Here is an 18,973-nt window from a genome sequence, read left to right on the forward strand (position 1 = left end):
CTATTAGGCGGAGCGAACCCTTCTGTGATTTTCTATTGGGTTCTGTTCGGCGTGTTCGCCTTCGCAGCGATCTTTTACCAACCCCAAGCAGCTCCCGCGCATATTGCCCTCGGAGGCCGTCGGGAGTTTCCGGCAACACGATCCGCAATGCCATTATTGGCAGCTCTGATGCTGATCCTGATAATCGGATTCAGGTATCACGTAGGCGGCGACTGGCACAATTATGAGGTCGGTTATGAGGAAGCCTCTCGCTGGTCGCTGATCTACGCATTTGGGCATTCGCGATACGAGCCCGGTTATTTAATTCTAAATTGGGCTTCGGCCCAGCTCGGAACCGGCGTTTGGCCGGTCAACCTAGCCTGCGCAATTCCGTTCTGCTGGGGTCTCATGCGACTCTGCAAGTTGCAGCCAAACCGATGGTTGGCGATGCTTGTTGCGACGCCGTTCCTCATCATCGTTGTGGGCATGGGTTTCACGCGCCAGGCTGCAGCCATTGGTTTTCTGATGCTGGGGTTGGCCGACTATATTGAGACCAGGTCCCTCAGAAAATTCGTGCTTTTCACCATCCTCGGCGGGCTCTTCCACCGATCCGTATTGGTCTTCGCTCCAGTCATGATGATTGCCGGAGGTCGCAACAAATTCGTCACGGCCTCGCTTACCTTGTTGGCATGCGTAATCGCATATTTCACAATCTTTTCCGGGAGCGTGGAGCAATACAGCCAAGGATATATGCAGGGGCGCTACGACGCCGCCGGCGCTGCCGTTCGGGTGGCGATGAACGTTCTGCCAGCCCTTATTCTATTGCTCGGAAAGGATCGTTTCTATCGATCTCGCGAAGAGAAAATCGTGTGGAAGACCTTTGCGATCCTGAGCCTCGCAACAGGAGCAGCACTGTTCCTGGTCTCGTCCTCGGTCATCGTTGACCGCCTCGGAATGTACCTCATCCCGATCCAATTGTTCGCCTTCAGCAGGATCCCCTACGTCTTCACTCGAAGCGCCGATTCGAGGGTGGCATGGCAGGCCATGGTGATTGGCTACTCTGCCGCAGTCCTCTTCGTTTGGCTCAACTTTGGTCACTACGCTGCTGGCTGGATGCCTTATCGGACGTACCTGTCTGCTTGGGGATGATGCGCTCGTTGAATGAGAAGCCGTCATAATTCGAGTAGCCATGAAGTAGACCTTTGGCCCAGGCATTCAGAGGCGCCGAATTACCAGGCACAGCCCAGACGAAGAGCGCTGGAGGGTTCGCTTCGAAGATTTGTTCAAACCAGCGCTCATGGCGTGGCTCTGGACCCCCTGCCCACACGCTAGGCCATCTCATTTCATACCAGTAGTAATGTGCATCGGGCATGCAGATCGGATGTGCCTGCCAGACCGCAAGAGTCGTCCCCTGGATGCGCTTGCAAACTTCCTCCCGGATCATGAGCTGGTTGCTGAGCGACTGTTGATTTCGACCACTTATCATGGCTGCGACGAGCTTCTCGTTGGACAGTCCGCGCACCTCGTCGGGCCTGAATGGTCGATCGAGGAACACGCGATAGTTCGAGCCAACGGGCGGTTGATGGCCTGCGACCAATGGGTAACCGAACGTGGCGAGCGTCAGTGACCCCGCGAATACCGTTCCGGCTGCGACCACAGCCTTCGTAAAGCGGCGATCCAGATCCTCTCTAACTAAAGTGAGCCCGACGAGAGTCGGAATTGCAGCCCATGCGTAAACGTAAGGGAACGGAGAGGGGTCGAGGAAGATCAGGGCCAACTGCGAAACCGTAGCGGATGCAACCACTATGGCTTGCTGCTTTTGCCTTCCCTGCATCGCGGAGCTCACCGCAAGCGCCAAGGCAACGATGGTCATTAAGATCTGCGGTGAGCGATCGAAGCCCACAATTCGACGCACGAAGCTAAGGGGCGCCAGCTGATCGGTAGTGTTATCCAGCAGAGCGGATTGGACTAGCGTTTGGCTGTATTGTGGAAACGCTACGTAAGCCAACGCAGTTGCGGCGCAGAGCGCTAAGCCGAACGCCATCAGGACTAAGCTTGTCCGGAGATCGCGACGGCTAATCACGAGAACAGCAACGGCCGCCGTGAACCCAATTCCCATAACGAGGCCGCGCGCTGAGAATATCGCGCCCAGCGTAGCTAGAACTGCCGCAATTAGGATTGATCGAAGGGAATAGCGATGGAGCAAGGACGCCCACGCCCCATTGAAAAGCAGAAGCCCAAGCGTGTCGGTGCGTACCTCGATCATACGACTTGTGATGATGAATGTGAGGAGCAGCGGAAGCAGAAGTAGCGCTCGGTTGGGAACGACCCAAAGGAGCAATCCGACGTAGCCCGCTAGCACAATAAGGTTCGAGAGTCGCACGAACCAAACGAATTGAAGACCGAAAGCTTCGCTGGCTGGAATAATGGCTTCGTACAGCTTGAAGTACGTCGGAAAGTGGTGGCTGTAGAAATCCACATATTGGACCTTGCCTTGCAAGGTCAGCCAAAGGACGTGTGAGAAGTAAATCTCATCGACGCCGAGGGGGCCCAGGATTGAGTGGAGAATGAAGTAGGTCAGGAGGCAGGCTGAAGCGACCAGTGAGGCAATGAGCCATGGCCACGTCCACCGACCCCATTCGACTTGTTCGTGACTGTGAGGAAGCGGTGTCAGCCGAAGCTCGCTGAAGTTGTGGAGCCACAGAGTCGGGCGACATAGCATGCAAATTCTGCGGCCTTGGCTTTGTCTCGCTCGGTCGGCACGCCCTTCGCTATCCCGAGAATGTGCACGGAATTGGACCGATCATTTGCGAGGTGGACTGCGACGAAATTGACGTCGCGACCTGCAGCCCATGCATTGAAGTCGCCTAGGCGAGGCTCATCACGCGAAACTACGAAGTCCATCCCGTGGGCGTTAGCGAACTGACCTACGGAGCTCACAAGGCGGTTAGACTCAGCTGACTTGTAGACGATCGTCTGTTGGAAATACGGTTGCCCATCGTGAATGACGTTTCTGCTGCTGTCGTCTGCACATGCGACTAGCAGCAGCGCCAAGCTACAAGCGCCCGTTACGTGAAAGATCGATCCCACCAAAGGAGATTACGCGACTGCCTCATGTCCGCAATGGGTCAGAGGCCTTCAGTCCGGCAGTGCGTGTCCGGTCAAACAAGTCCGGAGTGTAATCAGCGAGATTGCACATGCGCTCAACGTTGCTTTCTTGCCTCGTTGTTACCTACAAACAGCAGCAGTGCTCGGTTTAATCTATGACATCGGGCTCCACGCCGGTGAGGACAGCGAGTTCTATCTGCGGAAGGGCTTCCGCGTAATTGGCGTGGATGCTGACCGAGACATGTGTCGGGCAGCAGCCGAGCGGCTCAGGGATTATGTCGAGAGTGGCCAGCTCGAGATCGTTAACGTAGCCATAGCGGACCGTGCTGGTCCGGTGACATTCTACAAGAACGGAAATACGCAGTGGAGCACCCTGGTCCCGGGTTGGCGTGACCAGAACGCTGCACGAGGTTTCCCCTCAACAGAATTCAAGCTCGCAGCGGTAACCCTCGCTCAGCTCATCAAGAAATACGGCGATGCGTTCTACGTTAAGATCGACATCGAAGGCATGGACTCGCGGGCCCTGGATTCCCTTCGTCACGGTCATCTGCGGCCACCGTTTCTATCGATCGAATCCGCATTTCCCCGAAATCCATCTCTTAGATCCATGGAAGCGGAGCTACAGACTTTGGTGGAGCTGGGTTACGACAGGTTCAAGATCGTTCCGCAGCATTACGTCGAAAATCAGTCAGCGCCGCATCCGCCTTTGGTGGGCAAATACGTGCAACATCGGTTCGAACCGGGATCCAGTGGATTGTTTGGGGATGAAGCTCCGGGACGCTGGATGTCTATTCTAGATGCTCAACGAGCATGCCGATCAATCGCTCGACGAGCTTGGTTTCCCGCCCTGCTGCACAGGCGGATCGTTCTGTACGATTATTATTGTAGGTTTGTGGAGCGCTTGACGGGCACGTATCCGAACATCGGTTGGTATGACATTCACGCCACTAGGGCCGACCATAACGCGATGGCTGAAGCCAACAGCGAAAAGCCAGCCCGATCATTATAAAATGCTCTATAGACGCCCAGATTTTGCTTTGAAATCAAAGCGTCCAGACAATTAGCAAACCGCTGGTTTCAGCCACTCACCCACGTCTCCGGATGCGGCAGAGCCGCGGGCTATATAGGCCGGATTTCGAACCTTCAACCTGAAGGGCAGCTATTTCGCGATAACTTCAAGGCGCATGTCGAGGCTCATGGTTTCGCCCGGCGCGAGCACCCGCATGCCAAGCTCCTGCCACTGGTCTTCGGGGGCGTTCAGCGCGGCATTGGCGTGGGTCACCGGTTCCGCAACGAAGATGGCGCCGATTGGCGGTGAATAGACCTGGAAGAAGCGAGCCTGCGGTGAGGATAGCTCGACCGAGTATGGCCATTCCGGATCCGTCATCCGCGCCGAGCCGTCCCAGCCGCCCCAGCCATGGTCTAGCTCCTGTCCACAAATTAGCCGCTCGCGAAGGTCGTAGCGGCCGTCGGCGACTACCTTTTCGACCGGGAGAACATTCTCGTCGGTCGTCCACGCATGAGTCGCCCGCGTATCGATCTGCGTTTCCGGACCGCAGGGAAAATAGGGATGCTGGCCGAGGCCGCAGGGCATTAGATCTTCGGACGTGTTCCGGCACGTCAGGCGAGCGCTGAGCCCGCTTTCATCGAGCGAGAATTCCTGCCGGGCGTCGTAGGACCAAGGCCATTCTCCGAACTCATGGCGATAACTGAGCAACGCCGCGGTCTCGCTAGATTCCTCCACTGTCCAAGGGTTGAGCCATCCCTGCCCATGCAGCGGACTGATGTCGCCGACCATGTTCGGAGCGATCCGCACCTCGCGCCCGCCGAAGGTGAAGGCGCCGCCCCGGATTCGGTTGACGTAGGGGACTAGCGGGAAGCTCGAACCCTGCAGGGCGTTTTCGAGCGGATTGTTGCTCTTGCGCAATATCGGTCGTGGCGAGCCATCACCGATCCACTCGAAGGCAGAAATTGCGCCGCCAACAGAAGGGCTTAGCTCCAGGCGCAACTTGCCGCAGGAGAGAGTGATCAGTGTTTCTGAAGCCATTTCTGCACCTTCGAGGTCAAACCAATTCACAGGCCGACAACTTCCTTGGGGATAAACCGATATTCGACGTTGCGTGCGGAATCCGCGCTGCGGTATTTAACCCCTTGGGGCCGGGGAGGGTCACGAATGGGTAGACGCGTCAAGGAGTTCGTCGAAATCGGCGAGCATGCCTCGTTGGATGAGCTCATCGCAAAGCTCGTGGAAGTGCGCGACGGCCTTCCGGAAGATTCGGAGGCCGAGCTGAAGTTGCGCGGCGACGAAGTGTTCGGCCGGCGAATCACGATTTCCTATCTCCGCGAGCAAACCGCGGAAGAAATCGAGTGCGAGCGGCGCTACGCTGAGCAGACGAAGGAAGCCAAGGAGCGAGAGCTTCGGCGGCTTCAGGAAGAGCTCGGCGTCGTATGCTACGCCGCGCCCGGAAAGCGTGGAACGCTGCGCATCGTCGCCTGAGGTTCGGTTCAGGCGGTCCTGAACTGGAGCGCCAGTCCGTTCATGCAATACCGCAGGCCGGTCGGCTTCGGCCCGTCGTCAAACACGTGCCCAAGATGCCCGCCGCAGCGTGCGCACAGAACCTCGGTTCGCTCCATGAGCAAGCTGTGATCCGCACGCGTCACGACCGCATGCGGCAGCGCGCGCCAGAAGCTCGGCCAGCCTGTCCCGCTCTCGAACTTCGTTGCGGCGTTGAACAGCGGCAATGCGCAACCCGCGCAGGTGAACACGCCCTTGCGATGCTCGTTGAGCAGCGGGCTGGTGAACGCATACTCGGTCCCGGCCTCCCGGAGGATGTGATAGCGTTGCGGCCCGAGGATCTGGCGCCATTGCGCCGGTGAGTGATTGACGGTGAAGCGAATGCTCGCGTCCGCACCGCCGGACCGGCCGAACAGCAGCAGCGTTGCTACTGCTGCACCCCCCAGCCCAAGCAGCGCCCTCCGATCAATTAGGTTCGTCGCGTCAGCTTGCGGTCGCATGTTTGAGCACTCGCTGCTTCTCATCGACGACAGGCTCGTAGCGGCGCGTCAGGGAGCTCCCAATCTCGGCAACTAGGCTGACGCCATAGAAGCCGAAGGTCACCAGCATGGCTGCCGGGCGCTGCCAGACGGGCAGATCGACATCTCCGCCCTTGGCGATGATCCGGCCCCAGGATTTGCCAACCTTGCCGCCGAAGAATTCGAAGGCGTAGCCGAAGCGACCGATCCGCGATCTCGTACCCGTCTGAAATGCTTGATAATCCCGATCGAGGCCCATGGTCCAAGCGCGCCAGGCGAGGAACTTGTAACCAGGGTGCGGAGCGTGAACCGTCATCGCATCGGCGGTGCGCGTGTATTTGAAGCCGCGCGCGGAAAGGTCCCGCAACCAGAAGCCGCACTGCTTCTTGAACGCCGGCAGGTCGGGGAACGGATTCTGGCGGAAGAAGTCAGTGCGCACCGCGCAATTGTTGGCGTGGATCTTCTCACGCTTCACCGTCTTCGAGCGCTCTGTCGCGAGGTCGAAGATCCAGCTCAGCGCGAAGGTCTTCGACAGGAAATCGTCATAGCCCAGCACGGTGAAGCCGCCGACCGCCATGATCTCCGGATCTGAGAAGGGCTTGATCAGATTCTCGAGCCAGCCCGGCTGCGGGGCCGCGTCACTGTCGAGCATGATCGACAGCTCGGTCTTCGCACGGCCGATCCCGAAATTCTTGAGCTTGTAATAGGTCAGGCCGTCCGTCGGCACGATCTCGACATTGGCCAGCTGACGCAGCTTGGGCGCGGTCGATTCAAGCGCTTCCTCGATCGTTCCCGCGGCAACGGCATTCTTGTCGTAAAGATAGGTGACGCGGGGCTTGGCGCTCATCTTCGGTGCAACGGACGTGAGTTCATTCTCGAGCGCCGCCATTGCGACCTTGGTCCATTTGTCCTCGACGTCGATCGCATTTTCCCACTCGATCACGATCGTAACCGGGGGCAGCTTCGCCGCTTTCGTCGCCGCCTTCGCAGCAGGTGTCTTTGCTCTGGCCATGGCTGCTAACATAGGGTCCAAGGCGGCCCTCTGCCACCCATTGGCAACCATGGTTTGACGAGTGGCTGCAGAGGGCTAAGGCGCTTGCCCGTGCCGAAACAATCGATCTCGCCAAAACCTCGCCGCAGGCTACGCGATGCTGCCGCTCGCGCGGGCGTACAAATGTTGAGGTTGATCCCGGGCGCTCCTGCCCTCCGCATCCGCCGCGACCTGCGTGATTCGGCGTGGCTTCGTCACTCGGACGCGGTGGTGATTTCCTTCCCTAAGTCAGGACGAACGTTCGTCCGGGCCATGTTGAGTCGCCTGTTCCAGCGACAATTCGGAATTGATGAGCGGCATCTGCTGGAATTTCCGCAACTGCAAAGAGCGGCACCCGAAGTCCCGCGCCTGCTGTTCACCCACGCCGGCGATGCGATGCGCCGTCCTGACCAGATCCATCTGGACAAGAAAGATTATGCGCATGCACGCGTCGTTTTATTGGCGCGGCACCCTGGTGACGTCGCCGTTTCGCGCCACCATCACCTGAAGCACCGAAGCCGCGGCCGCGCGCGTCGCAAGCTGGCTGAGCAGCCACTCGAGCTTTTCATTTGGGATGAGCATGGCGGTATCCCATCGATTGTCCGGTTCTTGAACCTGTGGGCCGAGCTGGCCCGCGAGCGGAACGATGTCGGCATCGTCCGTTACGAGGACTTCCTCACCGATCCGCACGCTACTCTTCGAAGCCTTGCGAAACAGGTCGGCCTGAAGTCGACGAAGTCGGACATCGACGATGCCGTCGAGTTCGCCAATTTCGGCAACCTGAAGGAACGCGAGAAGGAAGGCTATTTCAGCTCGGCGCGCCTGCAGCCCGCCAAGAAGACGGATAGCCGCTCATCCAAGGTGCGTGCCGGAGGCAGCGGCGGCTATCGCAAGCGTCTGGAAGCACGCGAGGCGAAGAAGGTCGACGCCTATCTCGCGGAGCACCTCGATCCGGTGTTCGGTTATTCAGCCGACTGACTGATCGAAGGGCGCGGAAAGAGCGCCTCGAACAACAAGCGGCTCGCTTCCTTAGAGCCGAATGCCCGCCCTAACTGTTTCACGTCGCTGACCGCTCCTGAAAGATCGGCTTTCTTCAATCTCCGCCAGAGCGACAGCCGCAGGATATAAGCGAGCCCGGGACGATACTCGCGCACGCTGAGATATTCGGGATGGCGTCGAACAAGCTCGACATTCGCGGGAATCATGTTGTCCTGAATCGAAATCGCGTTCGCGTCCCAATATTTGTCCCACAGGACTTGGTCGGTCGAAGCACAGTTCGCGACCTCCGACGCGCGGATCAGGAAGTCGAAGTCCTGCAGTCGTCGAAGCGTCTCGTCGAACATCACCTTGAGCATGGTGTCGCGGCGCACGGAAATCGACGGCGTCGCCTTCCAGAGGACTCGCGTGAAGAGCGCCTTCCGTAACAACTCACTATCGTTGATCACCGGATTCTTCCGCACGATCCGCGGCTTAGCTGAGCCGGGCGCAGGCATTTTCACGAAGCTGTCGACGAGCAGTTCCAGGTCGGGCCGCCGAGCAAATTCCGCGACGACCCACTCGAGCTTTTCGGGAAAGTAGGTGTCGTCACTGTCGAGGAATGCGATCAGCGGCGCCTTTGCAGCGCGTACACCCGCGTTCCGGGCGGCGTTGCCACCGCGGTTCTGGCCCAGCTCGATCACGTTGATCCGGGCATCCTCGAAGGCCTTGGCCACCGCGACACTGTCATCGGTCGAGCCGTCGTCGACGATGATCAATTCGAAGTCTTTCAGACGCTGATCGAGCACGCTTTGAATTGCACGAGGAAGAACGTCAGCGCGGTTGTGCACCGGCAGGACGACCGAGATTGCCGGGCTCATATCTAGGCGAGTACTCGCGCAGGCGCCCTGCGCTTGGCGGAAGCAGCGGGCCGCTGATCTTTCCACCAGCAGCTGAACATCGCGATCGCGTAGAGCATGCGTCCATGGTCGGCGGCACCGCTGCGATGCTCTTCGAACAGACGATCAACGCTGGCCTTGTCCAGAATTCCGAGTTCAGCTGCGCCGGAGGAGGTCCAGGCCTGTCTCGCGAAATCGTTGAAGCCGCCCATGAACCAATCTGCCAGCGGCAGTTGGAAACCGATCTTTCGCTGGTTTAGCTGGCCCGGCGGAAGCCATGGCTCGACGGCTTGCCTCAGCACATACTTGCCAGTGTTCCCCTTGAGCTTGAGGTCTGTGGGAACGGTCAGGGCAAACTCCACGAAGCGATGCGAGAGGAACGGCACGCGTGCCTCGAGCGAATGCGCCATGCTCGCGCGGTCCAGCCGCTGGCACATCGATGCCGGCATGTGGACGGTCAGGTCGCCCATCATGAATTCTTCGATGTCCGACAGCTTCTGCCGGTCAGCTTGTGGGAAGAATGCTTCCGCGCGCGCCTCGACGCTGCTCCGCTGGGCCTCGCGCTGGAAGAAGTCGGGACGGTAGATGCGCGAGCGCAATTCGGGCGTGCTGATCGACACCGCCGAGAAGAAGCGCTCGTACCCATCTTCGAGCCGTGCCCCCTGACGGAACCGGCCAGCAAGTTGGCGAACATAGTTCCATTTGCGGATCGGAAGCTCCGGCAGGCGTTCGAGCACGCCGGCCGGACCGGCCAGCGCATTCCATTTCGCCATCCGCTTCGCCCAACGCTGACGATTGTAGCCAAGGAACAGCTCGTCCCCGCCCTCGCCACACAATACGACCTTCACATGCTCTGCGGCGGCGCGCGACAAATACCAGAGCGGAATCGCGCTGTTCGCCGCAGTCGGCTCGTCGAAGCTAGCCTGCACTGAAGGCAGCACGTCCGCAGCCGTTTGAGGCTGCATCGGCAACACGACATGCTCGCAGCCGAGATGCTTCGCGATCCGCGCGGCCGCCTCGGTCTCGTCGCGCGGCGAGCCCGGAAAGCCGGCCGTGAACATCTTGAATGGCTCGGACGACGTTCGAGCCATTGCCGCCGCGATTGCGCCAGAATCGACGCCGCCCGACACGAAAGCCCCGACGGGTACGTCCGAAAGCTGATGTTCCTTAACCGTCCGCAGCAGCTCAGCGCGTGTGCGCTCGACCCAATCGGCTTCAGAGATGCCGTCCTCGACCTTCAGCCGCGCTTGCCAGAAACGGCGGATCACCGGCTCGCCGACCGCTCCGATATGCAGCACATGGCCGGGCTCGAGCGGCCGAACCTGCTTGAAGATGGTGCGCGGCGGGAGCGTGTGACCGAAGCAGAAGAAGTCGTCGACCCCGTCCTCGTCGAGATCGAACTCGAAGCCCGGCAGCGTTCGCAGCGCCGTGATCTCGGACGCAAACGCCAGGCCCCCAGCCTGCTCGGTGAAGAAGAGCGGCTTGATGCCGATCGGATCGCGCGCGAGCGTCAGGCTCTTGGCGTGCTTGTCCCAGATCGCCACCGCATACATGCCTTCGAGACGCAGCCAGGCATCGTCGCCCCACCTGATGTACGCCGCGAGAATGGTCTCGGTATCGCTATGGTCGGTCTGGAACCGGTAGCCGCCCTCAAGCTCACGCCTGAGCGCCGGATGGTTCATGATCTCGCCGTTGAAGACGATCGCATAGCGGCCGTCCGGGCTATGGATCGGCTGGTGACCGCCTTCGATGTCGATGATGCTGAGCCGCCGCATGCCAAAGCCGAAGTCGCCCTCGACCAAATAACCTGCGTCGTCCGGGCCGCGGCTGATCAGGCGGTCGCACTGACTGGCGACCGCGTCGAGCGCGACGGGACGCCCTCCGCGCCTGTACCAGCCGGCAATTCCGCACATGGGAAGCTCCTCAAACCTCGGCTTAGTCGGGCTTGTCTCGACGCCGCCGCATTTCCGATTACATGATCGGCAGCCGATTTGGGAACCGGGGACCGAAGCCACAATGCCGTCCGAGCCCACCCCGCGCGTTTGGGCGCTTCTCGGTCCTCATCGCGGGGACAACAATCAGGTGCTTGCCCTCTCGGAGGCGCTGGGTTTCCCGTTCGAACAAAAGAAGCTCAGCTACAATCAGTGGCGGCGGCTCCAGCCCGCTTGGCTCGGTGCAACCTTTCGAAGCGTTGATCGAAAATCACGGGCGCAACTTGAAGGTGACCCGCCCGACCTGACCATCTCGACCGGCCTGCGCAGCGTCCCCGTGGTTCGTGAGCTCCGGCGCCGTTCGGGTGGGCGGACGCGCTCGGTACATCTTGGCTTTCCAAGAATCTCGCCGAACTACTTCGACCTCGTCGTTCCGACTCCCGAATATCCGGTGCCGGATGCGCCCAACGTCCTGCGAATCCCCTTCGCGCTTACACCGCACGGAGCCCGCGAGATCGATCAGTCTGATCGCCAAATGCTCGAAGCCTATCCGAGGCCGCGGCGGCTGTTCCTGATCGGCGGTCCTACGCTCTACTGGCAGCTGCCCATCGCCGAGATGACGGCAGCGCTATCGCAGCTGCTTGACGCGTCGAAACGCGATGGTGGATCGTTGCTCGCACTCGGCAGCCCGCGAACGCCGGTGGAGTTGCTCGGCGCCATTCGCGAGACGCTGGAAAGCTCGTCGGTGCCATTCCTGTTCGAGCCAGGCGACGGTCCACCGGCCTACCCGGCAGTCATCGAGGCCGCGGACCAAATATTCGTCACCGCAGACAGCGTAGCCATGACCGCCGACGCGGTCACGACAGGGAAACCGGTCGCCATCATCCCGATTTCAAAGAGCCGCCTAGGCGAGGCTGTTATGTGGGCAATGGACCGGCTGCGGCCGGGGAAGCGCCTTTATCCGCGCGACCTACGCTTCTTCTGGAAGGCTCTGGACCAGAACGGCTTCGGTGGAGCGCTTGCCTCACCAAAGTCGAGCAACCCGCCCGACTATGCCGAGATCGTCGCGGAGCGCGTCAGGCAGCTTTTGGCGCAGCCTGCTCCGCCGGCCAAAGATGGCCGCGATAACGGTCGATAAGCGCGAGCGAGTCCGGCCTGACATGGCCTAGCCGCACTTCCTTTTCGACCTGCTCCTCGGCGATGGAGCCGGTGTCGAGGCCTTCCGCCAGCAGCGCGTAGAAGTAGGTCTCCTGGTTACGGTCCGGATGCCGAGTGTAATTCGGCGCAACCATTCGCACGATCGGTAGCGCGAGGTTGAGCAGCCCCTTCCGCTCGCGGAAGGTAAAGTCGATCGGCAGTCCCGTCTTCCACGGCTGCGTCCGGCGCTTGGTGTTGTGAAGCAGCTTCGTCTGCGGGGTCAGATGATCGAAGTCGTTCCACTCCGGCTCCAGGATTCCGATCGTTCCAAGGTCCTCGCGCTTGAGGTTGATCCAGTCGAGGTAGTCGATCCGATGGCCCCAAAGCGCCTGGATGTCCTCCTTGAAGCGCCAATGCGGCAGCTTCGAACAGTCCAGCAGCATGACTGAAGTCGCGAGCGGGTCGGTGATCTTGTCGTACCCGGGTCGCGGGCGGCACCAGATCGCCTTGCCCTGCAAATCGCGCGTGAACAGTTCGCCGACATCACCGACCGCGAAAACATCGGGATCGGTCACGACGGCGAGGCCCTGATGATCCATCAAGTCAGGCACAGCAAAGCGCAGCGGAGTGAAGGACTGAAGGTCATCCGGGTCCCAGGCGCGCTCGATCCCGCCGCGCATCAGCGTACGGCCTCTTTGCTGCAGTTCGGGCTCATCCTCGGCCCGGAGGACGCGCACCTCGAATGCCTCAGGATCGCGACTGTTTCGCCGATAACTGTGCGCCGACACCAAAGCGCCGAGCATCTGCTTGTCGTTGGTGTGGATAATGACGACGGGCTTCATGATCCCACATGTAAGACGGGACGCTCTCTCGCGCAAAGCCGTCCGGTGAGTGCCGAGCCTAAGCTTAGTCGAACCAATCCCAGATATTGTTGCTCGTGAAGGACCATTTGAAGGTTCCTTGAAGCCGGATGTCGGTTCCCCTGTCGCCGTCGTTGTCGATCCGCTTGCCCCACAGCAGCTCGGCCCCCGTCAGGACATTGTCGAACGGCGCCCACAGCAGGTTTGTGGATGCATAATCGCCCCGGTGAAATGCTTCGGGTTCCTGGAAGTTGGTATTGTGGACCTTATCGAAGCTGTAGCCGATCGCCGTGCTCAATTTCTTCGACCAGTTGATATCGACGTAGGCCGATAGGCCGAACAGCTTCACTGCTTCGGCGCGAGGCACGATTATGAAGCCATCCGGGCCAATAATGGTGCGAACTGCCGGCGCCAGGTCCATGCCGCCGTCGTTCATGTAAGTCGCGATTCCGCGGCCGTAGACGGCGCCGAGCCGAAGCGTTGCCGGGCCGAGTTTTGCGGATCCCGTCGCGTTGACGCCCCAGCCGGTATTGTGGCCCGCGGGCTCGTTATTCGTTGCGGGGTCGCGGGTCTCGTACCCGATTTTGCGCAGCAGGCCTGCAAGTCGAACGTGTCCCCATTTGCCATAGTAGCCGACGGCGGCGGTGAGATCAGGCAGCGTCTCGTGCGGCTGGATGTTGGCGGCGACATCAGGATCGATCAGTCGGATGCGCCCCGGATCGATGTCGTCACTTGGATGCTCGAGCGCCACCGCCGCGGTCCAACCGTCACGGTCGACGAAGGTCCATCGGATTTGCGGATTCCGGACGAAGACCATTCCGTTCGGACCCCAATAGTCGACCACGTTCGGGAAAATGTCGCCGTCCATGAATAACGTGTTCGTCTGGCCGGCAAGAAACGGCCCCCACTTCGCGTAGATGTGTCTTACGCGGAATGTCGTCTGCCCCGCATCGACACCGGTTCCGAACAGGTCGAACTCGAACTTCGCCTCGTAGGGTTTGCCCCCAAGATCGCCGGTCGCCTTCACCCCGAGCCGCGATTGGCGCACGCTGAACACTGAATCGCCGTTCTTGCCGAACTCTCCGTCCTGAGTCGGAATACGCGACGGCCTAAGAGTTGCTTCCCAATCGGGCGCGACTCGTTTGAAGTCCTGGATCGCGTCGAGCTGGACGAAGCCGTAGAGTTCGAGGTTCCGATCCTTTTTCGGCTTTTCCGCTGCCGGCGTCACTTGCACGCCTTGAGGGGGAGCCACGCCCAGCCGGCTTTCAAGAGCATTGAGGCGCGCTCTCAAGTCTTCCAGCTCCTTGAGGGCCTGCGCGCGCTCTGCCTCCGTAAGCGGTGCATTCTGTTGCACGCCAGCGCTCGATGCAGCAGCTGTTTGAACCGCAGCGCCCGGAGCCGGAATCGTGTCAGGAACCGTGCCGGCCAATGCCGGGGAAGCGATCAACGCTGCCGACGCGGCCATCAGGTTTTTGCGTATCATGACCCAGCCCCCGCCGAGATGATTCCTCAGCGAGTATGAGTGATTCGGCGCGTTTGGGGCTCAGGAAAAACCTTAGTTGCCGTTGTTGGCCAGCCTCAGGATGCGTCGAGGCCCGCGCCCCGGAAAATCGCAACGGCTGTGGCGACTCGCTCGCGCGATGGGGGGTCTATGTCGGCGAGCTGATACCTCAGTCCAAGCCGCTCCCATTTGTACTTGCCCATTTGGTGGAACGGCAGAATCTCGACGCGCTCGACGACACCCAGCGAGGCTCCAAACTCGGCCATCGCTTCCATCTCCTCCGGAATGTCGGTCAGCCCCGGTACGAGCACATACCGCAGCCACACTGGACGCTTGAGCTCAGACAACCGGTTGGCGAATTCGAGCACGTCTTCATTGTGCATTCCGCCGGTGACGAGCTCGTGCTGGGTACGGGTGAAAGCCTTCATGTCGAGGATGACCAGGTCGATATTCCGGACCTCGTCGTCCGACAGCCGCTCTCCGAAATAGCCATTCGTCTCGATGGCCGTATGAACGCCCATCTTCTTCACGGCTTCGAAGAGCCTCGCGGCAAAGCGGTCCTGCATCAGCGGCTCACCGCCCGAAAGCGTGAAGCCGCCATGCATCATCTTGAGGCCATTGGCGTATTTGCGAACCTCTTCGATCGCCCTTTCGAGCGTCACCGGGATACCGTTGCTGAGCGTCCAGGTGTCGGGGTTATGGCAATATTGGCAACGGAACATGCACGCCGTCGTCCAGGCCACGAGGCGGATGCCGGGCCCATCCACTGCAGACCCAGTCGTGAACGAATGAAGGAACCCCATGTCACCGGTCTTGAGCGCGGTACGGACGTCCGTCTCGGGCACGCCGTCTCCCAAATGAACCCGCATCTCGAACGGCGATTTCGCTTCGAGCGAGACCTTCTCGGGCGCAACCGCCGGAGTCGGCTGAGTCTCCATCTTACTCTCCGTGGAACGTGCGGTTGATCACATCCATCTGCTGCTCGCGTGTCAGCCGCACGAAGTTCACTGCATATCCGGACACACGGATGGTCAGGCTCGGATACTTCTCCGGATGATCCATCGCGTCCAACAAGGTGTCGCGGTTCAGGACGTTGATGTTCATGTGATAGCCGGTCGTTCCGAAGAAACCGTCCAGGATCGAAGTCAGGTTCGTGATCCTCTCATCTTCGGTGCGCCCAAGCCCCGTCGGCACCAGGGTAGTGGTCAGTGAAATACCGTCCTGCGCATCGCGGTACGGGATCTTCGCGACCGATGCAGCCGAAGCGTGAATGCCGTGGCTGTCGCGTCCGTGCATCGGGTTGGCACCCGGCGCGAAGGGCTCGCCCTTGCGACGTCCATCCGGCGTGTTTCCCGTGGCCTTGCCGTAGACCACGTTGGACGTAATCGTCAGAACCGACTGGGTGTGAAGCGCATTCCGGTAGAGCGGATATTTCCGCAGCTTGGACATGAATGTGCTGACCAGCCAGGCCGCCATTCCGTCGACGCGATTGTCGTTATTCCCGAACAGCGGGAATTCGCCTTCGGTCACGTAATCGGTGATGAGGCCGGTCTCGTCGCGAACGACCTTCACCTTCGCATATTTGATTGCTGACAGGCTGTCGGCGACCACCGACATGCCCGCAATCCCGAACGCCATCGTGCGGAGCGGCGCATAATCGTGCAGCGCCATCTCAATGCGTTCATAGGAATATTTGTCGTGCATATAGTGGATGACGTTCATCGCGCTGGCATAGGTCCCCGCGAGCCAATCCATCATCTTGTCGAAGCGATCCACGACATCGTCGAAGTCGAGATAATCGCCCTGCACCGGCTCGCTCGCCGGCGCGATTTGCTTGCCGCTGACTTCGTCGCGGCCGCCGTTGATGGCGTACAGCATGGCCTTGGCGAGGTTGGCCCGCGCACCGAAGAACTGCATCTGCTTGCCCATCGCCATCGGCGAGACGCAGCAGGCGATCGCGCCATCGTCGCCCCATGCCATGCGCATGATCTCGTCGCTCTCGAACTGGATCGAACTCGTGTCGATCGCGACCTTGGCAGCGAAACGGCGGAACCCTTCGGGAAGCAGCGGCGTGTACCAGATGGTCAGGTTCGGTTCGGGCGCCGGCCCCAGATTGTAGAGCGTCTGCAGGAAGCGAAAGCTGGTCTTGGTCACCAACGGACGACCGTCGTCGGCCATGCCCGCGATGGATTCCGTTACCCAGGTCGGGTCGCCCGCGAACAGGTCATCATATTCCGGCGTCCGCAGGAAGCGAACGATGCGGAGCTTGATGACGAAATCGTCGATGATCTCTTGCGCCTGCTCCTCGCTCAGCGTTCCATTCGCCAAGTCGCGCTCGAAATAGATGTCGAGGAACGTGGATACGCGCCCGAGCGACATGGCCGCGCCGTTCTGCTCCTTCACCGCGGCGAGATAGCTGAAGTACAGCCACTGCACGGCTTCCTTGGCGGTCGAAGCGGGACCCGAAATGTCGAACCCGTATTTGGCCGCCATTTCCTTGAGCTCGCCAAGGGCGCGAATCTGTTCGCTGAGTTCCTCGCGATCGCGGATAATTGCGTCCGTCGACCATTCGTCATCGAGCGAAAGCTTTTCGGCCTTCTTGGCTTCGATCAGGCGGTCGACGCCGTAAAGGGCCACCCGCCGATAATCGCCGATGATGCGTCCGCGCCCGTAAGCGTCCGGAAGGCCGGTCAGAACGTGTGAACTGCGGCATCGCCGCACATCTTGCGTGTAGGCGTCGAATACACCTTCGTTGTGCGTTTTACGGTACTTCGTGAAGATCTCGACGACCTTGGGATCCGGCTTGTAGCCGTAGGCCTCAAGGCCGTTGGTCACCATCTTCAGACCGCCATTCGGCATGATCGCACGCTTGAGCGGCGCGTCTGTCTGAAGCCCGACGATCACTTCATTCGCTTTGTCGATGTACCCGGCATCATGCGCGGTGATCGAGCTCGGGATCTGCGAGACGTCGAGCACGCCCTTCTCACGTTCGACCACGAACAGGTCGGTCAGCTTCTTCCAGATGCCGACCGTCCGCTTCGTCACGCCGGCGAGGAAGCTCTCGTCGCCGTAATAGGGCTCGTAATTGTGCTGGATGAAATTCCGGACGTTGATTTCCTTCGTCCACAGGCCCGGCTTGAACCCGTCCTTCCTCTCAGCGGCCTGCTGATATTCCGGCTCCATGATCAGGGTCGTCGACATCACGTCCTCCGTTAGATTTCATTCGGCCGGAAGCCCAGTTCCCCGCGGGCGAGCTTCGACGGCATTGCGTGCTTTCGGTCCGGTTTCCCGCAGCAGGAGCGTCAGAAGAATCGCGAGTGCGACCCCGTACAGCAGGGGCAGGAACGTCGTCTGATAATGCGCGATCTCTCGCTCCCCGCCGCCACTTGCCGCAGTGAGCCGGCTGGCGAAAATCGGTCCGAGGAGCGCTGTGAGCGCGAAGTTGAGGAAGTTGACCACGCCAGTCGCGGTCCCGGCATGCTCCGGACGATTGGCCTCCTTGATCACGGTGTACGGGATCATGGCTGCGCCCGACGCGACGCCCGCGAGAAGGCCCAGGGTAAAGGGTGGGAACAAGCCGCTCGGACCAAACAGGATGAGCGCGAGCACGCCCAGCAGAACCAATGCCGCGCCGATGATGACCGGCCGGCGAAGCCCGATGCGATCCGTGAGCCAGCCGAGCAGCGGACAGCCGATGATCCACCCAAATGGCACAGAGGCGGAGCGAAGGACCGCGACCGAGTAGGGCATGTCGTGCGCTTCCTGGAGGTAACGGACGCCCCACACCATGTCGAAGATGGTCGTCGGCACGAACAATAGTCCGGCGATCAAACCGCAGAGGATTGACTGGGGGTTGGTGAAGACCGCGGCCATCGCTCGCGCGGCCGGTCCGAGCCCAGCTGCTGCCGCCGAAGACTTATCGCGCCGTGGGATGAGGAAGAGCAGCAGCGCGGCAATCGGGATGCCGACAATTCCCATCAGCAACCAATATCGATCCCAGGGCAAGCCACCGGCAATCAACGGACCGACGGCGAACTGTCCCGCAGAGCCGCCCGCCATTCCGAACATCTGCGTCGCGCCAATCATCGTCGCGGCACGGGATGCGGGCATATAGCTGGTGACGAGGTAAGCCGCGCCAATCAGCGCGAACACGCCGCCAGCTCCCTGCAGGAAGCGGCCAATGCTCGCGATTAGCGGATCGCCCGTCGAAAAGAGAATTGCGCCGATCGCAACGGATGCGGCGCCGAGCGGCACGACCTTGCGTGGCCCGACCTGGTCCATCGCCACACCGGCCACGAGGCTGAAGGGAGCGTATCCGTAGTAGAAGAGTCCGACTAGCGATGCGATGCCGACGGCTGTCAGGCCGAACGCGCTCGTCAGTTCCGGCACCATCACGGCCGGCGCCGAACGCATAGAATATTGGTAGAAATAGAAGATCGAGGTCAGCAGCCAGGCGGCGATAACGATTCGTGTCGATATCGCCGCTTCCGACCGCTGAACCGGCGCCGTCACAAGTGCCC

Annotated in this window: 16 protein-coding genes; 5 read left to right on the forward strand and 11 right to left on the reverse strand. The window is 60.5% G+C overall.

Annotated features, from left to right (window positions below):
• Window positions 1–147: 147 nt before the first annotated feature.
• The gene (locus AC4GYV_RS12170; RefSeq protein WP_491100969.1) at window positions 148–1,128 is read left to right on the forward strand and encodes an EpsG family protein; all 981 of its coding nucleotides are present in this window, start codon (window positions 148–150) and stop codon (window positions 1,126–1,128) included.
• Here the strand turns inward: AC4GYV_RS12170 and AC4GYV_RS12175 are convergent.
• Window positions 1,064–2,701 carry a hypothetical protein gene (locus AC4GYV_RS12175; protein ID WP_491100970.1) on the reverse strand — a complete coding sequence of 546 codons (1,638 nt, stop codon included), beginning with the start codon at window positions 2,699–2,701 and terminating at the stop codon, window positions 1,064–1,066. The two genes, AC4GYV_RS12170 and AC4GYV_RS12175, sit on opposite strands and share 65 nt — an antisense overlap.
• A 525-nt stretch (window positions 2,702–3,226) precedes the next feature.
• Between AC4GYV_RS12175 and AC4GYV_RS12180 the strand changes: the two genes are divergently transcribed.
• Window positions 3,227–4,096, forward strand: coding sequence for an FkbM family methyltransferase (locus AC4GYV_RS12180; RefSeq protein WP_491100971.1), 870 nt, complete (start codon window positions 3,227–3,229; stop codon window positions 4,094–4,096).
• Between the two features lie 150 nt (window positions 4,097–4,246).
• Here the strand turns inward: AC4GYV_RS12180 and AC4GYV_RS12185 are convergent, their stop codons facing one another.
• A complete protein-coding gene (locus AC4GYV_RS12185; protein ID WP_491100972.1) occupies window positions 4,247–5,134 on the reverse strand; it encodes an aldose 1-epimerase in 888 nt (295 codons plus the stop codon).
• Window positions 5,135–5,260: 126 nt separating this feature from the next.
• On the opposite strand from AC4GYV_RS12185, the gene AC4GYV_RS12190 reads away from it, so the two are divergent.
• Window positions 5,261–5,584 carry a hypothetical protein gene (locus tag AC4GYV_RS12190; RefSeq protein WP_491100973.1) on the forward strand — a complete coding sequence of 108 codons (324 nt, stop codon included), beginning with the start codon at window positions 5,261–5,263 and terminating at the stop codon, window positions 5,582–5,584.
• Between the two features lie 8 nt (window positions 5,585–5,592).
• Here AC4GYV_RS12190 and msrB read toward each other — a convergent pair whose 3' ends face one another.
• Window positions 5,593–6,102: a peptide-methionine (R)-S-oxide reductase MsrB gene (gene msrB, locus AC4GYV_RS12195; protein WP_491100974.1), complete on the reverse strand. Its 510-nt coding sequence runs from the start codon at window positions 6,100–6,102 to the stop codon at window positions 5,593–5,595.
• A complete protein-coding gene (locus AC4GYV_RS12200) occupies window positions 6,086–7,132 on the reverse strand; it encodes a glycosyltransferase (RefSeq protein WP_491100975.1) in 1,047 nt (348 codons plus the stop codon). Before AC4GYV_RS12200 ends, msrB begins: the two co-directional genes overlap by 17 nt.
• Before the next feature lie 162 nt (window positions 7,133–7,294).
• Between AC4GYV_RS12200 and AC4GYV_RS12205 the strand changes: the two genes are divergently transcribed.
• On the forward strand, window positions 7,295–8,128 hold the full coding sequence (locus tag AC4GYV_RS12205) for a sulfotransferase domain-containing protein (RefSeq protein ID WP_491100976.1): 834 nt from the start codon (window positions 7,295–7,297) through the stop codon (window positions 8,126–8,128).
• Here the strand turns inward: AC4GYV_RS12205 and AC4GYV_RS12210 are convergent.
• Window positions 8,113–9,006, reverse strand: a complete 894-nt coding sequence (locus tag AC4GYV_RS12210) for a glycosyltransferase family 2 protein (protein ID WP_491100977.1) — start codon at window positions 9,004–9,006, stop codon at window positions 8,113–8,115. The genes AC4GYV_RS12205 and AC4GYV_RS12210 overlap by 16 nt on opposite strands.
• Before the next feature lie 2 nt (window positions 9,007–9,008).
• Window positions 9,009–10,937 carry an asparagine synthase (glutamine-hydrolyzing) gene (gene asnB / locus AC4GYV_RS12215; protein WP_491100978.1) on the reverse strand — a complete coding sequence of 643 codons (1,929 nt, stop codon included), beginning with the start codon at window positions 10,935–10,937 and terminating at the stop codon, window positions 9,009–9,011.
• Window positions 10,938–11,040: 103 nt separating this feature from the next.
• On the opposite strand from asnB, the gene AC4GYV_RS12220 reads away from it, so the two are divergent.
• Window positions 11,041–12,093 carry an ELM1/GtrOC1 family putative glycosyltransferase gene (locus AC4GYV_RS12220; RefSeq protein WP_491100979.1) on the forward strand — a complete coding sequence of 351 codons (1,053 nt, stop codon included), beginning with the start codon at window positions 11,041–11,043 and terminating at the stop codon, window positions 12,091–12,093.
• Here the strand turns inward: AC4GYV_RS12220 and AC4GYV_RS12225 are convergent.
• The 5 genes from AC4GYV_RS12225 to AC4GYV_RS12245 form a co-directional block, all read right to left on the reverse strand.
• Window positions 12,032–12,934 (reverse strand): hypothetical protein, encoded by a 903-nt coding sequence (locus AC4GYV_RS12225; protein ID WP_491100980.1) that lies wholly within the window; start codon window positions 12,932–12,934, stop codon window positions 12,032–12,034. The genes AC4GYV_RS12220 and AC4GYV_RS12225 overlap by 62 nt on opposite strands.
• 64 nt (window positions 12,935–12,998) lie before the next feature.
• On the reverse strand, window positions 12,999–14,435 hold the full coding sequence (locus AC4GYV_RS12230) for a DcaP family trimeric outer membrane transporter (RefSeq protein ID WP_491100981.1): 1,437 nt from the start codon (window positions 14,433–14,435) through the stop codon (window positions 12,999–13,001).
• A 95-nt stretch (window positions 14,436–14,530) separates the two neighbouring features.
• On the reverse strand, window positions 14,531–15,391 hold the full coding sequence (gene pflA, locus AC4GYV_RS12235) for a pyruvate formate-lyase-activating protein (protein ID WP_491100982.1): 861 nt from the start codon (window positions 15,389–15,391) through the stop codon (window positions 14,531–14,533).
• Between the two features lies 1 nt (window position 15,392).
• Complete coding sequence (gene pflB, locus AC4GYV_RS12240; protein ID WP_491100983.1) at window positions 15,393–17,654, reverse strand: formate C-acetyltransferase; 2,262 nt, start codon at window positions 17,652–17,654, stop codon at window positions 15,393–15,395.
• A gap of 18 nt (window positions 17,655–17,672) precedes the next feature.
• Window positions 17,673–18,965, reverse strand: a complete 1,293-nt coding sequence (locus AC4GYV_RS12245; RefSeq protein ID WP_491100984.1) for an MFS transporter — start codon at window positions 18,963–18,965, stop codon at window positions 17,673–17,675.
• Window positions 18,966–18,973: the final 8 nt, after the last annotated feature.

The organism is Sphingomonas sp. SP4 (assembly GCF_058313375.1).